At 37.2% G+C, this 20368-nt stretch carries 22 protein-coding genes and 3 pseudogenes; 8 read left to right on the top strand and 17 right to left on the bottom strand.

Features of this window, described 5'->3' with window-relative positions; translation table 11 throughout:
- Positions 1-169: 169 nt before the first annotated feature.
- The 9 genes from WIW89_RS10070 to WIW89_RS10030 form a co-directional block, all read right to left on the bottom strand.
- Positions 170-1174, bottom strand: coding sequence for a metallopeptidase TldD-related protein (locus tag WIW89_RS10070; RefSeq protein WP_337720658.1), 1005 nt, complete (start codon positions 1172-1174; stop codon positions 170-172).
- A 519-nt stretch (positions 1175-1693) separates the two neighbouring features.
- On the bottom strand, positions 1694-1864 hold the full coding sequence (locus WIW89_RS10065) for a type II toxin-antitoxin system VapC family toxin (RefSeq protein WP_337701848.1): 171 nt from the start codon (positions 1862-1864) through the stop codon (positions 1694-1696).
- A 71-nt stretch (positions 1865-1935) separates the two neighbouring features.
- Positions 1936-2121, bottom strand: coding sequence for a hypothetical protein (locus WIW89_RS10060; RefSeq protein WP_337709447.1), 186 nt, complete (start codon positions 2119-2121; stop codon positions 1936-1938).
- Positions 2090-2314 carry an AbrB/MazE/SpoVT family DNA-binding domain-containing protein gene (locus tag WIW89_RS10055; protein ID WP_337701746.1) on the bottom strand — a complete coding sequence of 75 codons (225 nt, stop codon included), beginning with the start codon at positions 2312-2314 and terminating at the stop codon, positions 2090-2092. The genes WIW89_RS10060 and WIW89_RS10055 overlap by 32 nt, the downstream gene beginning before the upstream one ends.
- Positions 2315-2360: 46 nt before the next feature.
- Positions 2361-2711 carry a GNAT family N-acetyltransferase gene (locus WIW89_RS10050; protein WP_337720657.1) on the bottom strand — a complete coding sequence of 117 codons (351 nt, stop codon included), beginning with the start codon at positions 2709-2711 and terminating at the stop codon, positions 2361-2363.
- Positions 2712-2997: 286 nt separating this feature from the next.
- Positions 2998-3138 carry a hypothetical protein gene (locus WIW89_RS10045; RefSeq protein ID WP_337709452.1) on the bottom strand — a complete coding sequence of 47 codons (141 nt, stop codon included), beginning with the start codon at positions 3136-3138 and terminating at the stop codon, positions 2998-3000.
- A gap of 111 nt (positions 3139-3249) precedes the next feature.
- On the bottom strand, positions 3250-4374 hold the full coding sequence (locus WIW89_RS10040; protein WP_337720656.1) for a hypothetical protein: 1125 nt from the start codon (positions 4372-4374) through the stop codon (positions 3250-3252).
- Between the two features lie 277 nt (positions 4375-4651).
- Complete coding sequence (locus WIW89_RS10035) at positions 4652-5296, bottom strand: TenA family protein (RefSeq protein ID WP_337709457.1); 645 nt, start codon at positions 5294-5296, stop codon at positions 4652-4654.
- 137 nt (positions 5297-5433) lie between these two features.
- Positions 5434-6585 (bottom strand): RNA-guided endonuclease TnpB family protein, encoded by a 1152-nt coding sequence (locus tag WIW89_RS10030; RefSeq protein WP_337720655.1) that lies wholly within the window; start codon positions 6583-6585, stop codon positions 5434-5436.
- A gap of 1602 nt (positions 6586-8187) precedes the next feature.
- Here WIW89_RS10030 and WIW89_RS10025 point away from each other — a divergent pair.
- A complete protein-coding gene (locus WIW89_RS10025) occupies positions 8188-8481 on the top strand; it encodes a hypothetical protein (protein ID WP_337709459.1) in 294 nt (97 codons plus the stop codon).
- Positions 8436-8987, top strand: a complete 552-nt coding sequence (locus WIW89_RS10020) for a hypothetical protein (protein ID WP_337701734.1) — start codon at positions 8436-8438, stop codon at positions 8985-8987. Before WIW89_RS10025 ends, WIW89_RS10020 begins: the two co-directional genes overlap by 46 nt.
- Before the next feature lie 342 nt (positions 8988-9329).
- Here the strand turns inward: WIW89_RS10020 and WIW89_RS10015 are convergent, their stop codons facing one another.
- The 3 genes and pseudogenes from WIW89_RS10015 to WIW89_RS10005 form a co-directional block, all read right to left on the bottom strand.
- Positions 9330-9758, bottom strand: coding sequence for a HEPN domain-containing protein (locus WIW89_RS10015; protein WP_337720654.1), 429 nt, complete (start codon positions 9756-9758; stop codon positions 9330-9332).
- A pseudogene (locus WIW89_RS10010) lies at positions 9748-10239 on the bottom strand (nucleotidyltransferase domain-containing protein). Before WIW89_RS10010 ends, WIW89_RS10015 begins: the two are co-directional and overlap by 11 nt.
- Before the next feature lie 206 nt (positions 10240-10445).
- Positions 10446-11276, bottom strand: a complete 831-nt coding sequence (locus tag WIW89_RS10005) for a hypothetical protein (protein WP_337720653.1) — start codon at positions 11274-11276, stop codon at positions 10446-10448.
- 457 nt (positions 11277-11733) lie between these two features.
- Here WIW89_RS10005 and WIW89_RS10000 point away from each other — a divergent pair, with 457 nt between their 5' ends.
- Positions 11734-12576 (top strand): ABC transporter ATP-binding protein, encoded by an 843-nt coding sequence (locus WIW89_RS10000; RefSeq protein ID WP_337709468.1) that lies wholly within the window; start codon positions 11734-11736, stop codon positions 12574-12576.
- 804 nt (positions 12577-13380) lie between these two features.
- Here the strand turns inward: WIW89_RS10000 and WIW89_RS09995 are convergent.
- On the bottom strand, positions 13381-13845 hold the full coding sequence (locus tag WIW89_RS09995) for a PaREP1 family protein (protein WP_337701721.1): 465 nt from the start codon (positions 13843-13845) through the stop codon (positions 13381-13383).
- Between the two features lie 122 nt (positions 13846-13967).
- On the opposite strand from WIW89_RS09995, the gene WIW89_RS09990 reads away from it, so the two are divergent.
- Positions 13968-14384: a hypothetical protein gene (locus WIW89_RS09990; protein ID WP_337701719.1), complete on the top strand. Its 417-nt coding sequence runs from the start codon at positions 13968-13970 to the stop codon at positions 14382-14384.
- Between the two features lie 436 nt (positions 14385-14820).
- Here WIW89_RS09990 and WIW89_RS09985 read toward each other — a convergent pair whose 3' ends face one another.
- The 3 genes and pseudogenes from WIW89_RS09985 to WIW89_RS09975 all read right to left on the bottom strand — a co-directional run bounded on the left by WIW89_RS09985 (position 14821) and on the right by WIW89_RS09975 (position 16949).
- Positions 14821-15357, bottom strand: a complete 537-nt coding sequence (locus tag WIW89_RS09985; protein ID WP_337720652.1) for a PaREP1 family protein — start codon at positions 15355-15357, stop codon at positions 14821-14823.
- Between the two features lie 131 nt (positions 15358-15488).
- Positions 15489-16776, bottom strand: a pseudogene (merA, locus tag WIW89_RS09980) (mercury(II) reductase).
- On the bottom strand, positions 16776-16949 hold the full coding sequence (locus WIW89_RS09975; protein WP_337720651.1) for a transcriptional regulator: 174 nt from the start codon (positions 16947-16949) through the stop codon (positions 16776-16778). Before WIW89_RS09975 ends, merA begins: the two are co-directional and overlap by 1 nt.
- Positions 16950-17170: 221 nt before the next feature.
- On the opposite strand from WIW89_RS09975, the gene WIW89_RS09970 reads away from it, so the two are divergent.
- Both WIW89_RS09970 and WIW89_RS09965 read left to right on the top strand, forming a co-directional pair.
- The gene (locus WIW89_RS09970) at positions 17171-18013 is read left to right on the top strand and encodes a radical SAM protein (RefSeq protein ID WP_337720650.1); all 843 of its coding nucleotides are present in this window, start codon (positions 17171-17173) and stop codon (positions 18011-18013) included.
- A complete protein-coding gene (locus WIW89_RS09965) occupies positions 18013-19047 on the top strand; it encodes a hypothetical protein (protein ID WP_337720649.1) in 1035 nt (344 codons plus the stop codon). The genes WIW89_RS09970 and WIW89_RS09965 overlap by 1 nt, the downstream gene beginning before the upstream one ends.
- Here the strand turns inward: WIW89_RS09965 and WIW89_RS09960 are convergent.
- Positions 19032-19454: pseudogene (locus tag WIW89_RS09960) on the bottom strand (RNA-guided endonuclease TnpB family protein); the annotation flags it as partial. The gene WIW89_RS09965 and the pseudogene WIW89_RS09960 sit on opposite strands and share 16 nt — an antisense overlap.
- Positions 19455-19587: 133 nt before the next feature.
- Between WIW89_RS09960 and WIW89_RS09955 the strand changes: the two are divergent.
- Together WIW89_RS09955 and WIW89_RS09950 are read left to right on the top strand one after the other, a co-directional pair.
- Positions 19588-20007, top strand: coding sequence for a HEPN domain-containing protein (locus WIW89_RS09955; RefSeq protein ID WP_337720648.1), 420 nt, complete (start codon positions 19588-19590; stop codon positions 20005-20007).
- Positions 19962-20336, top strand: coding sequence for a nucleotidyltransferase domain-containing protein (locus WIW89_RS09950; RefSeq protein WP_337720647.1), 375 nt, complete (start codon positions 19962-19964; stop codon positions 20334-20336). Before WIW89_RS09955 ends, WIW89_RS09950 begins: the two co-directional genes overlap by 46 nt.
- Positions 20337-20368: the final 32 nt, after the last annotated feature.

The following is a 20368-nucleotide window of genomic DNA, read 5'->3' as shown; positions in this document are numbered from 1 at the left end:
ATGAGGAAAAGATAACATTTAAAAAGGGGGAAAAGAATTGATGTAACTTCAGCCAAGTCAACGTAGATTAGTAGATACATAAGTAGGATTAGAGAGATTCTAAACTAACGTAGTGTATTTTGATTGAATATACCAGTGTCACTCATTTATAGTTTTGTGGCATCATCAATTAATATATTATCGGTCTAACCTTCATCCTCAAAAAAGGGGCTATACCTCCGTGCTGGTCATCAATATAACCGCTCCTAACTTCTTTAGTCAACGCATCAATAGTGTCGAGCTCTTGTAAAGGGATAGCTATCTCTCTGACCAGTATATCCCCTTTTCCTATCAGCGTTACTCTTCTTGGAAAGATCCTTATACTGTTCTTTACTAACTCACTCCTTTCAACGCCGGTTATAATCAACCCCTCTCTCGTCTCCTCCCTTAACTCCTCTAAACTCCAGTCCCCGTTCTTAACGACTAGGTTGAAGTAATCTGGCTTAGGGATCACCCCTCTGGCGTTACCCGGCTGACCTCTACTTAGTGTTCCTAAATAACTTAATACGTAACCGTCTCCAATGACCTCTTTTCTCCTAGTCCTCACCCCCTCGTCATCAAATGTAGAAAAACCGATGAGCTCCTGGTTCAACGGGTCGTCTATTAAAGTCACACTCTGTGAAAACCTCTCTTCTAGCTTTAACGTAGGTCTGTCAGCCCTCAACATAAATATAACGTGATGGAAAAGATGAAGTGTTACCTCGGGGTCTAAAATACCATAAGTCCGTTCTAAGCTAAACACCCTTGACTGTGCCGTCTCCTTAACCGTGCCCCTTAGGTAGTCTATTACTGTGGGGATATCAGAGGGGTCTCCAGCATAGGAGAACTTAACACCTTTGTATTCCACGATGTTGACGACTTTTTCTTCTACGCATTGGTCAACTGCACGAGTGAGTAACTTAGAAATAGCATAACCTTCCGTAATTCTGATCCCCTCGGCTTTGGAAAACTGATCTACTGCTGGAGACCTATACGAAGTACATGGTTCGTGTTCTGGGACTTTGTCCTCATCTACCTTAGTTAAAGTCCATCCATGCCTCGTGAAATAACGAGTCGCGGTTACTTCTCTGTACTCCTTAAAGTTACCGTGAGGAGTTATGTGATAAATGACCTCCTTCACGGTAAAAGTCTGCACGGTATATTATTTGTGTCGGAAAACTTAAGCTTACCGTGGTGTAATGGTCACTAGAGATTCTCATGACGTTAAATAATGAGAGTTTTTTCGCACCTTAAAATTAAACCTTTTTACCAAATGTGAAGTATTTATGAGAAAAGGTTCATAATTAATACGTGGAGGTAATATACTGTGTTTGAGGAAAATTAAGGGGGATTTATGGGGCCGATAACTTCGCTAAAGAAGCACCGTCTTCTATCAAGGAGAATAATAATGTAGGTTAATTGATCACTTTGTAATGTACACCAAGAAGATGAAGAACTTCATTGAACACTCTAGGGATGTTTTTAAAAAGTTTTCAAGCATCCCTCAAACTGCAAAGATTTTCCCAATAAATGCTATACAGGGTTCAGTATTATAATATAAAACTTATGTAGTTAAGTTGAAATACGTTTCCATACTTTAGCTTACCTTATCACATTAACGGAGATTAGAAATAATTAAAAATGATGAATAATTACATAAAAATATTACAGATATTCACAAAATCTTCACATTTAATTTCTTAAAATGTTTTTCATCAAAAGTGTAAATCTCGTTAATACCGTTATTCATCATTACAACATAAGCCAGAGCATCATTAATGCTAACGTTTTCCTCATCGGCTATTTTAACAGCTTCAGTATAATCTTGTACTGTGACTTGTTTTATGATAATATTCTCATTGCTAATTATGTTTTCAATAACCTTAATTGAGGTTGTGAGGTTAGATAAACTCTCAATTACGTTAGCAATTTAGAGATGTGGACTACAGTAGTTAGAACTTTTTCCTCCCCGTTATCAATTTTTGCCAGTATTTCCTTTGCTTTCTCTTTCATTTTCTTAATCTTTTCATTGACTGAACGTTTTGGTTTAAGTATTGCATAAATGAACACGTTAGAATCTATAAACTTTACGTTTAAGCTCATGCCAATCACTTGGCAATTCTTCAACATCTATACTATCAATAAGTTTTGTTAAGTTTGAAGCACGGGGGTAAAGCTCAATCCTATCGTCTTTTAGAACTAGGATGAACTCATCGGTGTTAAACTTGTCTCTCCATTCTTTTGGTATAACTATCCTTCCTTGGCTGTCAACTCTCTTTATTACCACTTTCTCCATCTTTTACCAAAAGATAATCGAATTACCAATAATTAAGCTTAACTATCTAAATATTTAATCCCCTTCTTTCTAACTCTTCTTTGGCTCTTTTTAGTACATAATCAGCGTTCCCTACACAAAATAATAAGTTTACATAAATCCTTTCTCTCAAGGAGTACATGAACTCGTCAATTTTACCTAGTTTAGTGGAGTTTAATTTCTCTAAAAGCTTCTGTGACCTTATGTTCCTCTCATCAACCCAAACGGTTATTATTTTTAACTTCACGTTATCTAAAGCGTGTGAGAATGGTGCGTAAATTAATCCTTTCCCTCTGAACTCCTTAGATACTGAATAAGCCAATTCGCTAACATGATTTTGTCTAGCAATGCCAAAATATTTGCCTCTTATAACTTGCAATGATCTAACAACCTTATTCCCTTCAAGGGCTAAAAACATGGGATTATCTTACCACTTTATTTTCTTTGCATCTTCTAACTTAACTTCTTGATACAATATTGTGGTATAATTTTCTGGGTTGTCCTTAAGCTCTTGTAAATACTCATAAAATTTCTCAGCTAATTTTGTTTACTTTTGAATAATTATCTATAAACTTGTATATAGATTTATTCAATTATTTGCACCTAGGACACTCTCTTAAGGGGATTAGAGGTAATTAAAGATAGAGAGTAGTTACGTAAAAGATTTACAGTCTTAGGGACAAAACAACGTCAGTTTTTGTACCAGATGTTATATTAATAGCTTTTCCTCTAGCTTCTGGAGATACTGGAGATTCGATTAGACTCATTATCATTCTCCCTAGCATGCTAAATTTCTTACTACTCATCCTAACACCCCTTCTAGCAAACTATTTACTCTTTGGCTTAACTAACTCATGTAATACTCTTATTACAAAAGGTTGAAAAGCCTCGTCCCTTCATGGCTGGAAGGAACCCAACTAAGCAAAACGTAAGAGAATTGCAATAGCTGGGACTATTATTACCGCATAAAGTATGGTGCCGTCAATGAACCCGAATTTAAGTACCGTTAAGTAGTATGTCAGAACCCCTACTAAGTCTAGCCATAAACCGTCGGCAAGACCTACTCCGCCAATTATGCCTGTCCCTGCTTCACCGCCGTAATACCTTGTTATCTTATTAAGCTCTTTTCCCCTAAAATAGTCCGTTACAGTGCTACTTATTACAGTAGGTAAGAAGATTATAGGGATCGTTGACAACGTGAGGGGCGAAATGTAATCACTGTGCTTAAATGCTACAGTTACAATCCGTGTTACAAACCACAAAGCTAGGACTAATATGGGAAAGAATAACGATAAAGAAATAGAAGATACTACTCCTAATGGAGTAACCTCACCCGTGAAGCGATTGACCATGAGTGCTGGCTTCATAGATACCCAGAAGATAAGGAGAGAACTCCCGAAAACAAGTAAGAGAGTAAGAGGAGTTACGTGATATATTGAGTCGCCAGAATAATAAAAGGCTATAATGAATAAAGGTATTAATGAAAGATTTATCATGGTCTGCCTAGTCCCCACAGCTATGAAAGACAGTAAAAGCCCAGCTAGTGCGCCATAAATAAAGGTATTAATAATTATCCCAGTATAAAGGGAGAGTAAAAACAGTGAAGCGAACATTACTGTACCAGCCCATAATTGATGAGTAGGTAAAGACCCAGTAAAAGCCTTATTCTTGATCCTTACTGCGGACATTGTTAGCGATGGCGGGATAGAGTATAATAAAGCAGACGTTACACCGGTAAATATACCTAGATGAAAAGGGAAATAGAGGGAAACACCAAAAAAGTAGTAGTTAAGGAATATAGACCAGAACCAGATGATGTAGTATTTTCCAAGTTCGTTCCCCCTAAAGAGCTTATAAGTCAGTAAGGACAGAACGAAAGAATAGACCACAAGATTTACGATTACGTCTATCACCTCACGATAAGGTAGGTTATGTATATACGGAAATGTTATGTAAAAAGTTGTTGAATAATGTATTGTTAGGAACGAGAGGACAGAGACTATGAAAAGCTTTAATTCATGAGAGTAAAACTTAACAGCCACGTGTTTTTCTTGACTTCTTTTTATTAAGCTTTTTCTTATGTGAAGTCATAATCACCATGAAGTTTTACGTAAATTTAACTTCTTAATTTACGTCTTGTCCTAAAAACACATAATCACTTAAGAGCTAAATCTTTACGCGGTAAGTTTTTATTAGCTCTAATTAAAAAAGAACTGGTGTATCGTGTATTAATGAAGAATAGTTTTATACATGGAACTCTGAATAGATGAGGGAAACCCTAGCCTTTCTAGTGTGGTGAGGAAATAGGCTTAACCAAAACTACGTGATCTCGTAAAAAGGTGTTTCTTCCCTTCTTAAGGAGTAGTCCCAAAACAGTATTTCAAACCTAACACTTGCAGAAAAAGGTTTTAGCAAGTTTTCGTTAAACTCATATGAGTTTAAAGCTTCAAGGATCGCATCAACTCTCCTTTTATAGTCCTCTGAAGCATAAAACTCAGCCCATTTAGAATACAGTTGGTTTGGGGACTCTATAACGAACTTTCCCACTTCATAATAACCCCACATGCAAGGAGACCAAGCTGATAAAAACTCCTTCCAACCTTTAGTGGAGTAATAATACAAGTGACGAGTGTATACATAATTTGCTAAGTTATATCCAGTCCTCATTATTTCCTCGTGAGTTATGTTTAGCTTATCCAAGAGATAGTTGTGTACTTCCATTCCCTTATCCCTCGTTGAAAGTATAGAGGATAGGACTTTAGTAGCCTGGTTAGTAGGCGCAAATGAGGAGGCCCTCATTATACTCTTTAACATTACCTCTACGTACTTAGAATCCTGAATTAAATAATAACGGAAGGACTCTAACGGTAGGGTACCGTCCCTCATTTGCTTGACGAATTCATGTTTAACGTATTTTTCCCATAGCTCTCTTACTTTTTCCCTTAATATCTCAGAAGTTTTCATAATAAGCCTTTACGTTTAAGAGGTATTTATAGTTAATTAAGGTTGTAATTTACAGAGTCCAATTTCCTTAAAAATTATATAATAATTTAGGCTTATACTCTGACTTCCCCCCGCCCTGGAAGGGGCGAGGGTTCCCCTCATCGGTTCGGGTTTACATCTCTCATTTGAGGGGCAGTCGAGAGGGTCAGAGACCCTCTCCTGTTTAAATTCATGATTGCAATAACGTCACGATCATTCTCATAACCGCAATTGCACCTAAACCAACGACGAGAAACCTCAACCATCCTTTTACCACATTTCGGACATGAGACTGAAGAATAACTGGGATTAACGAACTCAACGACCATGCCGTGCTTCTTAGCTTGCCAAGAAATCCAATACTGCAAACGACGGTACTGCATTAAGTACAGTTTATCCCTAAACTCCTTAGGCAATCTATCAACATTCTTGATAAGGTTCTTAAGACTCTCCAACTTGATGACGTTAGCACCAATCATTCTCGCTACTTCAACAACCCACTTACCAACCTTCCTAGCAAAATCCTCCATAATCCTCTTAGCCTTTTGATGGAAAGAACGAACTCTATACAAGATCCTCTTATTCTCCCTCCACATCCTAGGGTACTTCTTTTGTAGATTCTCAGCTAAAGACTTCCAGTGGTGAACCTCATCAAGGCGAGTTGGGATCCTAACATAATGAGTATCATCCTTCCCCACAACTATCTCATTCATATTAACATCAACAGCAATACTTTCCTTTAGCTCAACACTCTCCTCCCTTGGCTTCTCAAAAACCACGTTTAGAAAAGCCTTCCCATCCTTAATTACTAATCTAGCCTCCCTCATCTCCCAACTCAGATAGTCCTTGAGGTTTCTGGGATAGCCTAAGATTGGTAGCTCACCAACACTAGCTATCCTAACAGTCATTGCTTCGAAGTCCACATTATAACTTGCCCTTGGTGTTAGCCACACCGTAGGTTTGTATACTCTTGGAAACCTACCCTTCTTAGGATTATTATACCAACCCTTGTACGTCGCGAGAGCTTCCCTATAGCAATCCTCTGCAACCTTTGATGGTAAATTATACTCTCCCTTTAGCCTTGTGTACAACGCCTCGTGGACTTTCCCTAATACTCTCTTTTGATTAGGATTTGGAACGTTTTCTTTTAACCAAAATAGGGTGAAACGGAGTGCTTTTACGTAGTTGTTTACGAGGACTAGGAGGGAATCAGAGAGAGCGATCTTCATCGAAACTGTAGCTCTGATCGCTTTATTACCCCTCCTAGCCATTAAAAGAAATTTAAGAAAAAGGAGTATTTAAATATAAGGGGGCTATCCTCCCCTTGGCGAGGCCCCCCACCCCCTTAACCCCTTTCTGTGTAAATAAATAATTTCTCAAGTTAGTTTCATTCTCTTCCTAATATAAGCCTTATCTTTCCACCCGTAGAGCGGTCTCACTTTGTTATAAACGTCAATTACATCTTTCTAAAAGTCCTTATACTCAACAGCAGATCAATAAATCATGAATGCATGATATTGTATTCAGAGTTAAGCTATGAGATATTTATACCTAAAATAGAATTTATTATGAATATACTTTCTATGTATTAAATAATAAAGTTTTAAATTTAAAAATGATATTATCCTTAATTAATGGTAGTGTCCAAGGAATATCAGCTTTCTATTATGACAGAGTCTTGTCCATATAATATATTAATAAAAATTATGTAAGATGATAGCCCTAATTAGCCGGAGGGAACATTATCAATGAGTATTGAGTACTCATTGTCATTATGATAAGAGAAGTTATATTATCCTCTTTGTTTTAAATATTTTCTCTTGTTTTTACTAGAGTAACGAGAGTATTAACACTTTAGTTTATTAGCGTTTTTAGTTTAGGAAAATTTTTATGTAAAGTTACACGTTCTAAAGACTACGGTACAACTGGAGACAGTGTTGTCCAATTTTATCAAGTAATATAAATTAAGTGGGTTAGGACTATTTATCTAGAAATCTCATATTTTTAATATATTTATGCTTTTAGTATTTATAAGCTTTTTCTAATACTTTCCACTAGTGATCATAATATCGGATTGTAAAGGTTAGAGTATTGTTTGTAAATAATTTATATAGGTTGTATTGAAGTAATTGTAAAATATCTTTTCGTTATCGAGACGGGGGGATATAGTTATACAATACTTTCTGGAGGAGATTAACGAGCTTAATCTTATGACGTATTACACAGTCTGAAGTAATACTTAATATATTATAAAAATGTAAAAATTGAAGTAAACATAAAATTTGTAGAGTGGAAGCTTGTAATTCCATACCTTAAATATTAATTAACTAGTTAGACCGGGATTACTTATTGGAAAAACTAATGAGATTTTATTTCAATTCCTACTTTTTTAATAGGGAACTTATCAGAGATGCCAGTTTTTTCGTTCCTTTTTAACCTTCCAATATTATATTTTGTACTACTACTTCTCTTATCTGATTAAGGTTATATTGTAATGCCAATGAAACTTCTGTTAAGTTCAACATACTTGGTGAGGGTCGTTGTTAACATCATTAATACTATACTAACAATTCCTTGCCATCTCGATATCTTCTAGAACTTTTGTAAATTCATTATTCTAAAGATGATGGTTGACATGTAGAGGATAATCCCTACTCTTCTTAAAAATAAGAAAAAGTAACTTTAAAACCTATCTTATCTCAGTCTCTATTTGTATTAATTTCTTTTACTAAAATCCCCCAAACTACAGGACTCCGGATATAATATTCCGTCATGGGTGATTTTCACGTGCTGGCTTACTCTCCGCAATATGTGGTTAAGCTTTAATCGTTTATGAATGCATATATACTATGAATTCATAGTATATTTTAGTAATGAAAATCCAAGTTAAAGGAGATTACATTTACGTGACAATGTGGGACAAATTAAGTAAAAGACCAAAGAGGTATTACCTAGGAAGAAAAGAGGGGTTAAAGAAATGGGAAGAGCTGTTTACGATTGCGAGAGAATATAAGGTTAGCGACGACGAGGTAAGGGATTACTTAAACTATTACTTAGATAGGGAAACGAATATGACCAAGGTCGAGTACGTCTTACTTTCATTAAGCTTGGGTGTTGAATTTTGGAGATCGAATGGAAATACAAAAACGCTTTCAGAAAAGCGGTGAGACTAATAGAGAGGTTCTACCCGGATTACGCACTTATAGGTAGGTTTGCAAGGAACTTTTATGCACCACCTGAGACGACCTTGGATATAGACTTCTTGGTAGATTTAGATGATTATGAGAGGTTAGCGGAATTGATCGAGTATATATCTTCACAATACAAAATAACTCCCAATGACGTAGGACATTGGCAATACGTAATGATTATCGACGATATAAAGGTTGACTTAGTTAAACCTCCAGGGTATAACATAACCAAAGAGTTCCTCTCTAAGAGGAGGCAGGCCGTAATCAAAGGTGTTGGAAGGATTTACATAACTTCACCAGAAGATTTAGCAGTACTTTACGTAATATCTTCTAAACAGAGGGGGGTGAAAGACGTCCTAAAAGCTAAGGACGTCATAAAGTATTCCAAAGCTCGTAATGACTTTAACGAAGAGTATTTTCTTAAAAAATGTAGAGAAAATGGGGTAGAACATTTGTGTTTAGCTTTACTCTCTAACACGTGAAAAAGATGTATGCTTAGTCAATGGGTAAACAATGTATTCCCTTGACACTAAATTTAATAAAGAGAGCCAGCAATAAAGAAGCCCTTTTCTCGATACGTAGGATACTAATCCCTCAGGTACTTTAAAATGTAAAGGAGTTTGGTTCTCTGCACATCTCGACTGCTCACCAAATGTAGTCCGAGCCGATGGCGAGAATGATGAGCCACTTTGGAAGGGAACCCTTCTATGGCGGGAAGAAAGTCAGATCAGCCGGTTGACTATTAGTCATTATGGAGGCCAAACTCTTGTACACTCTATTATTGGGACAAGTGACATTAAATCGAATAACCACCTTTGTAGAAACTATCTATTTCTTTTCTCCTCATATAATTTCTTAGCATAGTCCAATACTTCTTCAGCCATCTTTAACGCTTGTTGTGAATCATATTCAGAATACAGTAACTCCGGTGGAGTGTTAGATTCCTCATCACCGTACATGGAAAGCTCTCTTTCTTTCCTTAAAGACCTAGAATACGAAACGAAAAGATCTATTTTCTCTTTAAACCACTGGGGAAATTTATCAGCATTGTTTTTCAATATAGGACCTACATCGTAAAATTTAGGAGGTTCTATGTTAACAAGCCTAAGGCAGGCTTTAAGTGATAACTCTACAGCCTCTTGACACAATCTCACTATAATATTATACTTCTTCCTTTCATTCTCTACCCTAGCCAAGTTTATTCTTTCTTCAGCTTGTGAAATATAAGAATATGCGAATTGGTCAAAGTTCAACCGTTTCACCAAATCTTGAGTCCTTCTTAAGCACCCAATACCACTTCTTACCCATCCTGACCCTTTCAGCACCTAATTCCTTTAGCCTATCCCTTAACTTCTGCAATATTCTTGTGAAGAAGCAATTTCTGTCGTAGAGTATTACGGCATCTTAAACCATATCTAAATAAAGTGGAGAGAATTTTTCAGCCTCTTCCGGTGTTTTTAGCACGGGTGAAAGCGATATGTAATACCCCATCTTCCAGTGCTCGTCTAAGTTCAGCTTATCCTCTACTTTGGTCTCAAATAGTCTTATCCTCTTAAGCATGCTGTCTTTAGGAAGGTTTTTCATAATTATTAGCAAGTCAACATCACTATCGTTTCTATTGTCACCCCTAGCAACACTTCCGTAAACTACGACTGAAATTAAGTCGTCTTTGAACTCCTCCTTCATTATTTTAAGCATGTTATTGAGTAAAGTAGCGTAAGGTTCCTTTATCACGTAATATTATAATCCTAAAGGTGTAATAAACGTTACGAATGGGTTTGACTGTGAGTGAAGGCGTGATGTGTCATCACGTGATTTCTTTCCCGTTCACAAACTTCAGTTATTCCCGTGTATGGCTCATTATCTTTAGCAATATGACTCAAAAGCTAGAGTAGAACTCGTCCTAATTTAACTCGTCCTAATTTAGGAGGTGAACCTTATTACCTGCTTATGAAATCCTCTGCTGTAACGCTACCTCGGAATTTCATGAACAACACTGCTAAGATTAGCACGATAGACGAGTTAAAGCCTATGATAAGTAATGTCGTAATTTGTGAGTAGGATACGAACATAGCGTTTATTATTTCAAAAAGTACTAACTCTGCGACACTTACTAGAGAAGCTATAGCTAACGACGGTGGTACGCTTCTTCCGAAAGACGTGGAGGGCTTTGACAGTGACGGGAATTTCAAACTGAGTATTATTACTAACAGTAATGTAAGCAAGATTATCACGAGTCCGCCTATGTAGAACAGTATTAAGAACTGAATTGAACTGAGAAGAACGGGGATAAATAGGAGGATTAAGACCGTCGTTACCCCGTAATAAATCATGTAATAGAACAAGGTGAATATTAGTGAAGCTTTCATAATTATTGAAAATACCCTTTTCGGTCCTCCCAGGTAACTCAGAAATATTTCGATTTCGCTGTTCATCCTAAGATTATAAAGAAAATAGTAAGGAATAGAAGAGGATAAAATTAAAGTAAATAGCGAAGGGAGGAATATGATAATTGGTATTAACGTGAGTACTACAACAGCCTTAGACGGGGGTAAAAAGATTCCGTAAGTTTCGTATAATATCCTCGAGTATAGTGCCGAGTTACTAGGGATGTTGAGGTCGTTAGAAGGGAGGAGTAAGAGCGAAAAGACGAAAATTAAAACTACAACTCCAGTAACTAGAGTCATCACGTTGTAAAAATTTCTTTCATAATTTTCCAAGTAAGCTCTCTTAATGAACACCTTAAGAACGGGGTCAATTGATAACTTCATCGACACTTCATGTAATAGTAGGTTATCTCATATTTGTATTTAGTTCTTGATGTTTCTAGCCTGGACTTCATCGTGAGTAAATAACACGCCTGCGTAAGCTACTTTATTTCGTTTATAGTCTACTTTTAGCTAGTATTTGAGGTCTTTCGGAATGAGTGAACTAGATGGGGGCACGTTATGTATTTCACTAGTTATCTCACTTAGACTCTCTCTCGATACTACCGACACTCTCGAGCCATTTCTCCTCATTGCATTTATCATACGCCCACAACAGACCGTAACTTTACCGTCGTAATTTAAAAGTCTTCTTCTTTCACCCTCGTTCGTAGATTTTCTCCTTCATCTTTTCCATCTTCACGACTCTCGGCCGCTAACGGTTAGTTATTCATTTTAACTTACAAGTCCGTAATCGTCTTTAAAGGAACGTTTAAATAACTAAAATAAAGTTATTGAGCATGTGAAAGTGAGTGTCATAGATGCCGAGATCGGCTACCGTGGAAGGACAATAGTTACAGTAAGTTCCTTAACGTTGAACGAGAACGAGGTCGTCGCATTAGTGGGACCGAACGGTGCTGGGAAAACCACACTTTTAAGAGGTTTAGCCGGAGTTTTGAGACCGATTAAGGGTAGGGTAGAGGTTGACGGAATAGACCTCTACTCCAAAGAAGGGGAGAAGGTGAGGACACTTATAGGCTATATGCCTGCTGAATATTCACCGCCAACCACTCTCACGGTAGGGGAGTTCATCAAATTCTGGTCTGAAATCTACGGTGAGTCCTCTCAGCCTATCGACATTCCTCTTTCTGCCCAAATGAAGATCGAGAAGTTGAGTAGCGGACAGAAGAAACTCCTAAGCCTTTACAGAGTGTTTCTCCAAAACCCGAAAATTCTGATACTAGACGAACCTACAGCGAATTTGGACGTAAACTTCAGGTTGATGTTATACGATAAGATAAATTTGATTAAAGAGGGTAGGATAATAATATATTCTACACACGACATCTCTGATCTACCGATTTTCGCTACAAGGATAATTTTCATTAAGGACGGCAGAATCATAATGGACAACAAACTAGAGGAACTGAGAAAGAACTTGGTGTATATTAAAGGTAACATTAAGAGCTTTCCTCAAGAAGTGAAAATTATCAGGGCGTACGGTGGTGGTAAGTTTTTGGTCAAGTACGACGGGAAAATTAGTGAAATTGTTAAGGAAATGGTAAACTCCGGTAGTGAAATAGAAGAGGTCAGTGAGGTAAACATGTACGAGTTATATAGGATGATAATGGAAGAGAGGGTCTAAATAGTGACCTTGAGCTCACTAAAGGGATTGCCCACTGTTCAGTTATTCTCGGGTACTCAACTTGATTGTGTATTTACGCTTTTTGGAAAAACGCTGTACTAATTGTTAACGAGTGTCTTGTTCGCCGTCGTCAAAAGTTTACGATAAACCGTGAATTTTATGTCATTTGATATTATTTAACATTCCTAGCTCTTCTCATGAGAGTTTATAAATTTTGTAGTTACATACTATCATGTAGAAGAGAGCCCTACAGTGAACTCGATGAGCAATGTGAGGGGGAGGATGAGTTCGATGAGGCTCCCTATGTCCTTGAAGGGAGTGGTTTAACTACCGCTTCCGTAGACGGCACGGGGAGTGAAATAAGGGGAATGAGGACGAGAGGTCGAATACAAATTCATGAAACCTCAATGAAAGTCTGACCCCCCTTTAGACCTGACGTACACACTCTAACTAGTTCACCGCAAATGTGTTTACCCGTGGCGTAACTTTTCCTTACTTTTAATTCCACCAAGGGCACCCCTCTTAAGGGATCATACACAGTCACCCATTGGGGCTGGTCGAGAGAAACACCACTACTCTCCCGTCCACACTTTTATCACTCCCATCCTCATGAGCAGTGACCGTCATCAGTTAGGGGGATCATCAATAAAAACCACTTCGGTAATACTATATAAAAACAACTTGTAAAAACGATATTTAGGAGTAATTAAAAATAACGAGTAGTTACGTAGAAGCATCACAGTCTCTGCGTATCTCCTCAATTTCAGCCTGATTAACTGTCATATGTGATTAGTTAGGAGGAATTTATACTTTTAGGAGTTCCTTCTTAGCCTTATCAACCATTTCTTCAACGTCTGTAATATAACGTTTTACGGTATCTATATCTAATTTACCTTCATGAAATCCCCAAACGTGAAGAATATAAGCTGAAGACCAACCCTTTCTACTCCATTCCGTTAACGAAGCTACAGACGATAAATAATAAGTAAACCACCTGCCTTCCTTAGTTGCTAACTGGTATTCTTTAGTATTAAGCTTCTCACCTAGTGCCTTTATTACCTCTTCTGCAGACTTATATGCCTTCTCCGAGGCTTGAGTTATATCTCCGTTTTCAAGATATTTCTTTGCTTCATTAATGTATTTTTCGGCGATTTCAATTCTCAACTTTATTGAAATTGACGGATCTTCGCTTTTATTCCTAATAGCGTTTATTATAATATCCTCAACATCAATTCCTTCTTCCTCAGCCTTTTTAATTAACTCCTCCACGAATGAAATTTAGATGTTCTGAAATTAAAGTATTTTCAGACCTTTGTACTCTTTAGAAACTGCGAGAAGATTTTATTGACTAATAACTCTTATTAAACTCTTCTAACCTCAAAAAAATACTCATGGATGCTTCATTAATTAAGTTACTTTCTAAGGAAAGTAAAATGAAACAGGAAGAGATTGAGGAAAGATTATCATCAGCATCAAAAGCAATCCAATATGTCATTTCCTTTAATTCCGAGGAAAAATATACCGAAAGCGTAACCTCATCTGGAAACTATAAATTCATTAGATTAAAACTGTTTAACAGGCTGTCCTTTAAAAAGGTCTTTCTATCAGCTTCTTCGAAAATATTGGAAAGTCAAGTTAAAATGAACGCTGAAGGGAAAGGTGAAGTTAAGATCAAGGATTTGGGAAATTTTCAGAATGAAATAGAAATAACTTTTAACGGTAAGGGAAAAGAGATGGAAGTCTATGAACTGGAATTCAAAGTAGTTTTCACTAACGAGTTACTGAAAGATATTAAGGAAATACCTTGAAATTCAGGAGAAGGTTTGCGGTACTAAAAGGCTATTTTCAATTAATTTTAACGCTATGCTATCCCCTATCCTTAGATATCATCACTCTTTATCCTTTCCAAGGTTGAAAGAGGCAATGGCAATTGAGGCGAAATACCTTAACAAGAAAGGTTTCCCTAAAAATTTTAGGTCCTGGACTTCTTAAAGGTGAATAGGAGACTTACAGAATTTTTATAGATTTTCCAGACTTCGGCTACATAGGAATTATTTATGAAATCGAATAATACAAGGATCTTATTTCTTCAACTTCGACTTTATATTATGGATTGTTGCTTTAACTACATATATTTAAACATTAGAATTATAGATAAAAACTTCTAAGCTCGAAATGATATGACTTGAATGAAAAGATAAACAGCAAGTAGCGTTACTCTCTCATGCAAGTTAGCTTACAGGATTATTTTACGGAGTTTTTCTCCATTCTCTCTAAATCAGACGTAACTATGCTATATAAAACGTCTAGCTTTTCATCCCACTCCTCTTTAAACCACTCCTTCTTTATATTGTCTAAAATGCCTCTCGCTAGCGTAATTATATCGTGCAATACTTCTTCCTTATTTTTATATTTAGAAAAATCTGGATCAAAACCATTATATTGATAATCGTGAAGGAGAAAAGCTAAATTAGTTATATTCTCAACGTCCCGATAGCCTAACTTTGCCAGGTCAATGGAAATGCCTTTTAATGCATGAGTAGGTGCAGTATAACCTCTTTTTGCATACCACTCGTCTTTAGCCGATAGTTTATCTAAGTTTTTAGTTACTAAAGCTGATAACAAAGCTTTAACTGCATTAAATATTTTCCCAGCAGAATTCCTAGTCCTTCCCGCAAGCCACATGTTTATTCCTACGTCAATATCATCTAACGTTTCTAAAATCCTAGCTCTTATGTAAGCTTTTCTATCGATCTTAGGCGAAGATAACTTCTCTTCCATAATTTAATTTACTCCGTATAACTTAAAAAAGCCATATTTTATGATTTTCTCTAACTAGGAATTTCTACACTAAATCGAAGTTATTTTATCCCTATAAAAAGTATTTTAAGTTGTTTCGAACATATACTTGATTAAACGCAACAACTTAACTTTTCCGCATCCTTATAAAACGCTAAAGCAACTATCCTTAACGATTCTGCCACTGTAGGAAACACGTGAACTGTATCTATAATATCATCTATCGTCATCCTATGCTTTATTGCCAATGCTGCTTCGCCTATGAATTCTGCACCGTTCTCGGCCATTACATGAACTCCCATTATCCTCTTTGAGCCTCTCCACTACCATCTTTATTAGACCCTTCTCTGCATCAATTATTTGAGCCTTTACAATGTCCTTCATCTTTACAGTTCTACTATCAAAATCCCTATCAAAGGAATTAAGCCCCACTCTTGTCAAATTTGGACGAGTAAATATCACTTGAGGAACATTAAGGAAGTCAATCTTCTTATGCTCTCCCTTAATTGCATTCCTCACTGCTATAGTTCCCTCATAACCAGCTAAGGCTTCCAACATCTTATCTTCTATTACGTCACCTGCAGCATAAATGTTAGGGTTAGTAGTCTGAAGCTCGTCATTCACTTTTATTCCTCCCTTCTCGTTTAGTTCTACTCCGGCTGAGGATAAATTCAAATCGACGTTAGGTTTCCTTCCGGCAGCTATGAGGATCTAATCAGCTTCTATGTCTCCCATGTTCGTAATTACAAGCTTGTCACTTTCTCCCCTCTTTACCTTCTTAACCTTAACGTCTGTGATTACGTAAATTCCTTCCTCTTCTAACACTCTCTGTATCTCGAGAGATCTCCAGCTCCCAATCTGGGATAAGAGTTTTACTCCTCTGAAGGATCGCCACTTTAACGCCGAAATTTCTGTACATTTGAGAAAACTCCAATGCCTCAGCCCTACCGCCTATAATTACTAAAGAGGAGATTTTCCCATCAGGGTTTAGAGCCTCAACGTTAGTCCAGTACTCCAAGTCTTTTAATCCCGGAATTTCTGGGATAAAAGGAGAGACCCGGTAGCTATAATGAATTTCTTACCTTCTATTACTTTATCTCCAACTTTTACCTCATGAGGAGAAATAAAGTGAGCCTTACCTTCTATTAATTCCACGTCATAATAAATGAGGACGTCCTCGTATTTCTCTTTTCTAGCCTTCCTTACGAACTGTCTTGTGTCCTCAAAAGATGAGAAAAAATCTCCTCCCTTTTCTCCCAAATGGAGTAATCTCTTTGAAGGAACACAACCTACGTTTACGCAAGTACCTCCAATAGGGCCATAACCTATTAAAACCGACTTAATTCCCAGTTCACTTACCTTAATAAGCGAAGCGAAACCTGCCGCTCCGTAGCCTATTATTACTGGGTCTTTCGTTTTGACCTGGCCTCAAATTTGTCGGCACAGTGGGAACAGCAGAAGTAGTGCTTTTCTCCATTTATCACTCTAACGTAAATATTATCCTCACTTAGAGGTGCACCACATTGTTCGCATTTCAATTCGTTTTGTTTTATCTTATTTTCATTTTTACTCAAACTTTCTTTACTCTCTTTTCTTGAAAAAGTTTTCTCATATGAACATATGTTCATATATACTTAATAACTAGTAGGAAGAAAAGAGATAGTAATGATAAACAATAACGAAAGAAGAGATAAATAAAAAGATTTTTTATTTTATATTTTTTTGTAACTACTAGATACGTAGAGAAACATTTAATTGCCATATGAGAGAAATTTTAACACTCTGGTGATCAAGGTTGATAGACTTAGTAGATAGAGTGACATTGGTATTAACTTATCAATGCAATTTAGACTGCCCATATTGTCAACTTCATAATCTAAGATATATTTCAGATTTATTAACATCTCAAGAATGGTCCTCTTTAATCGAAAATCTTTCAGAAGTTCTTAATAGGAGCACTCCTTTTTTTATTAGTGGCGGAGAACCAACCTTAAATTTCAAACTTTTAAGTCATATACTTACTTCACTTTCAAAACATGATAGAATATCAATATTGATATCGAATGCTACTTTATTGAATATGAGTAAAATCAATATACTCGGCGAAAACGGATTATATGGGTTACTGGCTACTTTTCATTTATATTATATGCCTAATCATGCAATGATTGAAAAAAGATTCCGTAACACCTTAAGTTTACTATCATATTATAAGAAATTAACTTCGGGAATATCTGCAATCTCTGTAAATATTAACACAAAAAAAGACTTTATTATTTTCGATATTATAGATAAATTAGGAAAGGAAGGTTATTTTAAGAATATTGATCTTTTAGAGATAGCTATTTTAAATGAGAATTTAGATAGAGATCCCTTATTGAACACACTTATTCTACATCTAGAGGATTATACTGATGTCCAAATTATTCATTACGGAAGAGAAGGCAATGATATAACTGAGATTGTTATTACACCTGATGGATTTGTAATACCATTTGAAACAGTTTATCCTAAGCTATTAAAAGATCCTAGTAGAGTGAAATATTTCTACAATGTAAGAAAAGATGATATACGTAAAGCCTTTAACAAGGAATATTTAGACACGATTAAGAGAATCGCGATGAAGTGGGAAGATTAATGAGGGATCTGACTTCATACTTAGTCTATCTAGATACACTACTCACTATGATAGGTGCCTTTGCCGTATATTCAACGAACTTTATTGCTTATACAAATGCAACTCCAATCCTCGGCACAATCTACGGAATTATAATAGTTACACGGGGGCTTTTCCCACTATTTCTCCATAATGAAAGGCTCTTCAGAACATTACCGTTCATTCACTTACTGGCCTTATTCTTAATGGTCACTCTGGCCTTAATCTTCGACAACATTACGGTTTACCTCATTGGGATATTGGTTTCTTCCCTATTGGGTGTGTACACAGGGAGTTACGTATATAGTTTGGAAGTTACATGGTCTAAGCGCTTATCAGATCCCTCAAAGTTTTTCTCACTAATTTCTGGTTCAGAGGGCCTAGCATTCTTCCTGGCCCCTATTGTTACATATTTGACTCAGAATAAACTAGTTTTCTTGATAATACTCTCTATCCTTACAAGCTTAGGATTCTTTTTTTTATTGTACTTTGCTTACCTCGATAGGACAGAAATTAAGCCGAAGTTCTTCACTGGAGAACTATCATTAATCAAGAGAGCTAAGGCCCTTGCGACACTGGCAGCCTTCAACTGGTTCTTTCTATACCTCTGGATGGGAATGGTCTTTGAGCTTGGCGTTATGATGGGTATGCCCAGCTCTCTGATACTAATAGGCGTTGAGTTAGAGACTGCAATTTACATGATTATCCAGTTTGTCATTAGTAAGAGGGGGATTAAACGTCTTGCAAAAATAAGAGTTGTCTCTGGCTTATTGGCAATTTACGCTTTAATAGTTTTTACTTTTATTTTACTTTCCTCCATGAATGTCAGTGTAGTCACGTTCTTTATATTGCTCATTGCCATAGCGGTTTCGAGTAGTCCGTTAGAGTCTCTCATAAGCACGTTAGTCTCCTCTACTGAGTCTACTGAGATCTCCACGGCAATAGTAAGCTTTAACTACATTGGGGGCGGAATAGGTTATATTCTAGCGTCATTATTACTCAAGTTTCTAGGATAACCCAGAATTGGGAGTTTACCAACACTTATAATTCTAACATTCATTCTCTCGAAGTCAACATTATAACTAGCTTTAGGTGTTAACCATACTGTAGGTTTGTATATTCTTGGAAAACGTCCTTTTCTCGGATTATTATACCAACCCTTGTACGCCGCGAGAGCATCCCTATAGCAATCCTCAGCAACCTTTGATGGTAGATTATACTCATCCCTTAACCTCTCGGACAACTCTTCGTGGACTTTCGAAAGCACTCCCTTCTCTTCCGGGTTCAGGACATTTTCCTTCAACCAAAAGAGGGTGAAACGGAGTGCCTTAACGTAGTTATTAACGAGGACTAGGAGGGGGTCAGAGACTGCGATCTTCATTGAAACTGTAGCTCTGATCGCCTTATTCCCCCTCCTAGCCATTAATGAAATTTTGACAAAGGAGTATTTAAACACGGGGCTATCCATCCCAGCTAGCGAAGCTTTTCGCCCCCTTGACCCCTTTCTATGTAAAGCTCGGGACAAGGCTTTAATTTTATGACTCATATTTTCTCCGATGCTCGACACTGGTGAGTTCGACCGGTGGTTTAAGTCTGGAAAACTTACCTTAGAGAGTGCCAGACATGACCTTGCAGGGGGGTTTTATAACTGGGCCTGCTTCAAGGCACAGCAATCCGCCGAGCTCGTTGTCAAGGCCTACTTTTACGGTATAGGGCAGCCCAAGACGGGTCATACGGTGTCCTACTTACTGTCCTTACTTAACGCTCCTGGGGACTTGATTGACAAGGCTAAATACCTGGACAAGCTATACATCCCCACTAGGTACCCGGACGCGTGGCAAAGTGAGACCCCTCAGTACTATTACACTAAGGGTGAGGCTGAAGAAGCGATTAAATACGCGGAGGAGATAATAAGTTACATAGAGGGACTTTGGAGGACATTATTGCAGAGAGAGAAAGAAAGAGGAGGGAAGTAATAGAAAAGGCTAGAGCTTACGTTAACTCCTTAAAAGGGAGATATTCGGCTTTTCTGATCGGGTCTTATGCTAGGGGGGACTTCAACGTGTGGAGTGATATTGACGTCCTCTTAATAGGGGACTTCAGGGGTGACCCTTTAGAAAGGCTGTTAGGATTAGACTTCCCCCCGAACTTCGAGGTAATACCGTTAACAGAGGAGGAGTTTCATAAAGCACTGGAGAAGAACAACCCTATTACGTGGGACGTTAGGAGTAACGGTGTCGTCCTGAGGGACGACCTCGGACTATGTGAGAAATACAATATAAGCTGTTTCCGCGATGTAAGTTAAACCCACACACAAGTGGAAGATGTTTGCCGAGG

The sequence above is a fragment of the Stygiolobus sp. CP850M genome (assembly GCF_037389425.1).
Lineage (GTDB): Archaea > Thermoproteota > Thermoprotei_A > Sulfolobales > Sulfolobaceae > Stygiolobus.
This window is presented reverse-complemented; position numbering and strand designations above follow the sequence as displayed.

Bases quoted from the DNA above. Each gene is read 5' to 3' on its own strand.
- WIW89_RS10060 (WP_337709447.1), bottom strand. From the start codon at position 2,121: ATGAGCTTAAACGTAAAGTTTATAGATTCTAACGTGTTCATTTATGCA.
- WIW89_RS10055 (WP_337701746.1), bottom strand. From the start codon at position 2,314: ATGGAGAAAGTGGTAATAAAGAGAGTTGACAGCCAAGGAAGGATAGTT.
- WIW89_RS10045 (WP_337709452.1), bottom strand. From the start codon at position 3,138: ATGAGTAGTAAGAAATTTAGCATGCTAGGGAGAATGATAATGAGTCTA.
- WIW89_RS10035 (WP_337709457.1), bottom strand. From the start codon at position 5,296: ATGAAAACTTCTGAGATATTAAGGGAAAAAGTAAGAGAGCTATGGGAA.
- WIW89_RS10030 (WP_337720655.1), bottom strand. From the start codon at position 6,585: ATGGCTAGGAGGGGTAATAAAGCGATCAGAGCTACAGTTTCGATGAAG.
- WIW89_RS10025 (WP_337709459.1), top strand. From the start codon at position 8,188: ATGAAAATCCAAGTTAAAGGAGATTACATTTACGTGACAATGTGGGAC.
- WIW89_RS10005 (WP_337720653.1), bottom strand. From the start codon at position 11,276: ATGAAGTTATCAATTGACCCCGTTCTTAAGGTGTTCATTAAGAGAGCT.
- WIW89_RS09990 (WP_337701719.1), top strand. From the start codon at position 13,968: ATGGATGCTTCATTAATTAAGTTACTTTCTAAGGAAAGTAAAATGAAA.
- WIW89_RS09985 (WP_337720652.1), bottom strand. From the start codon at position 15,357: ATGGAAGAGAAGTTATCTTCGCCTAAGATCGATAGAAAAGCTTACATA.
- WIW89_RS09965 (WP_337720649.1), top strand. From the start codon at position 18,013: ATGAGGGATCTGACTTCATACTTAGTCTATCTAGATACACTACTCACT.
- WIW89_RS09955 (WP_337720648.1), top strand. From the start codon at position 19,588: ATGCTCGACACTGGTGAGTTCGACCGGTGGTTTAAGTCTGGAAAACTT.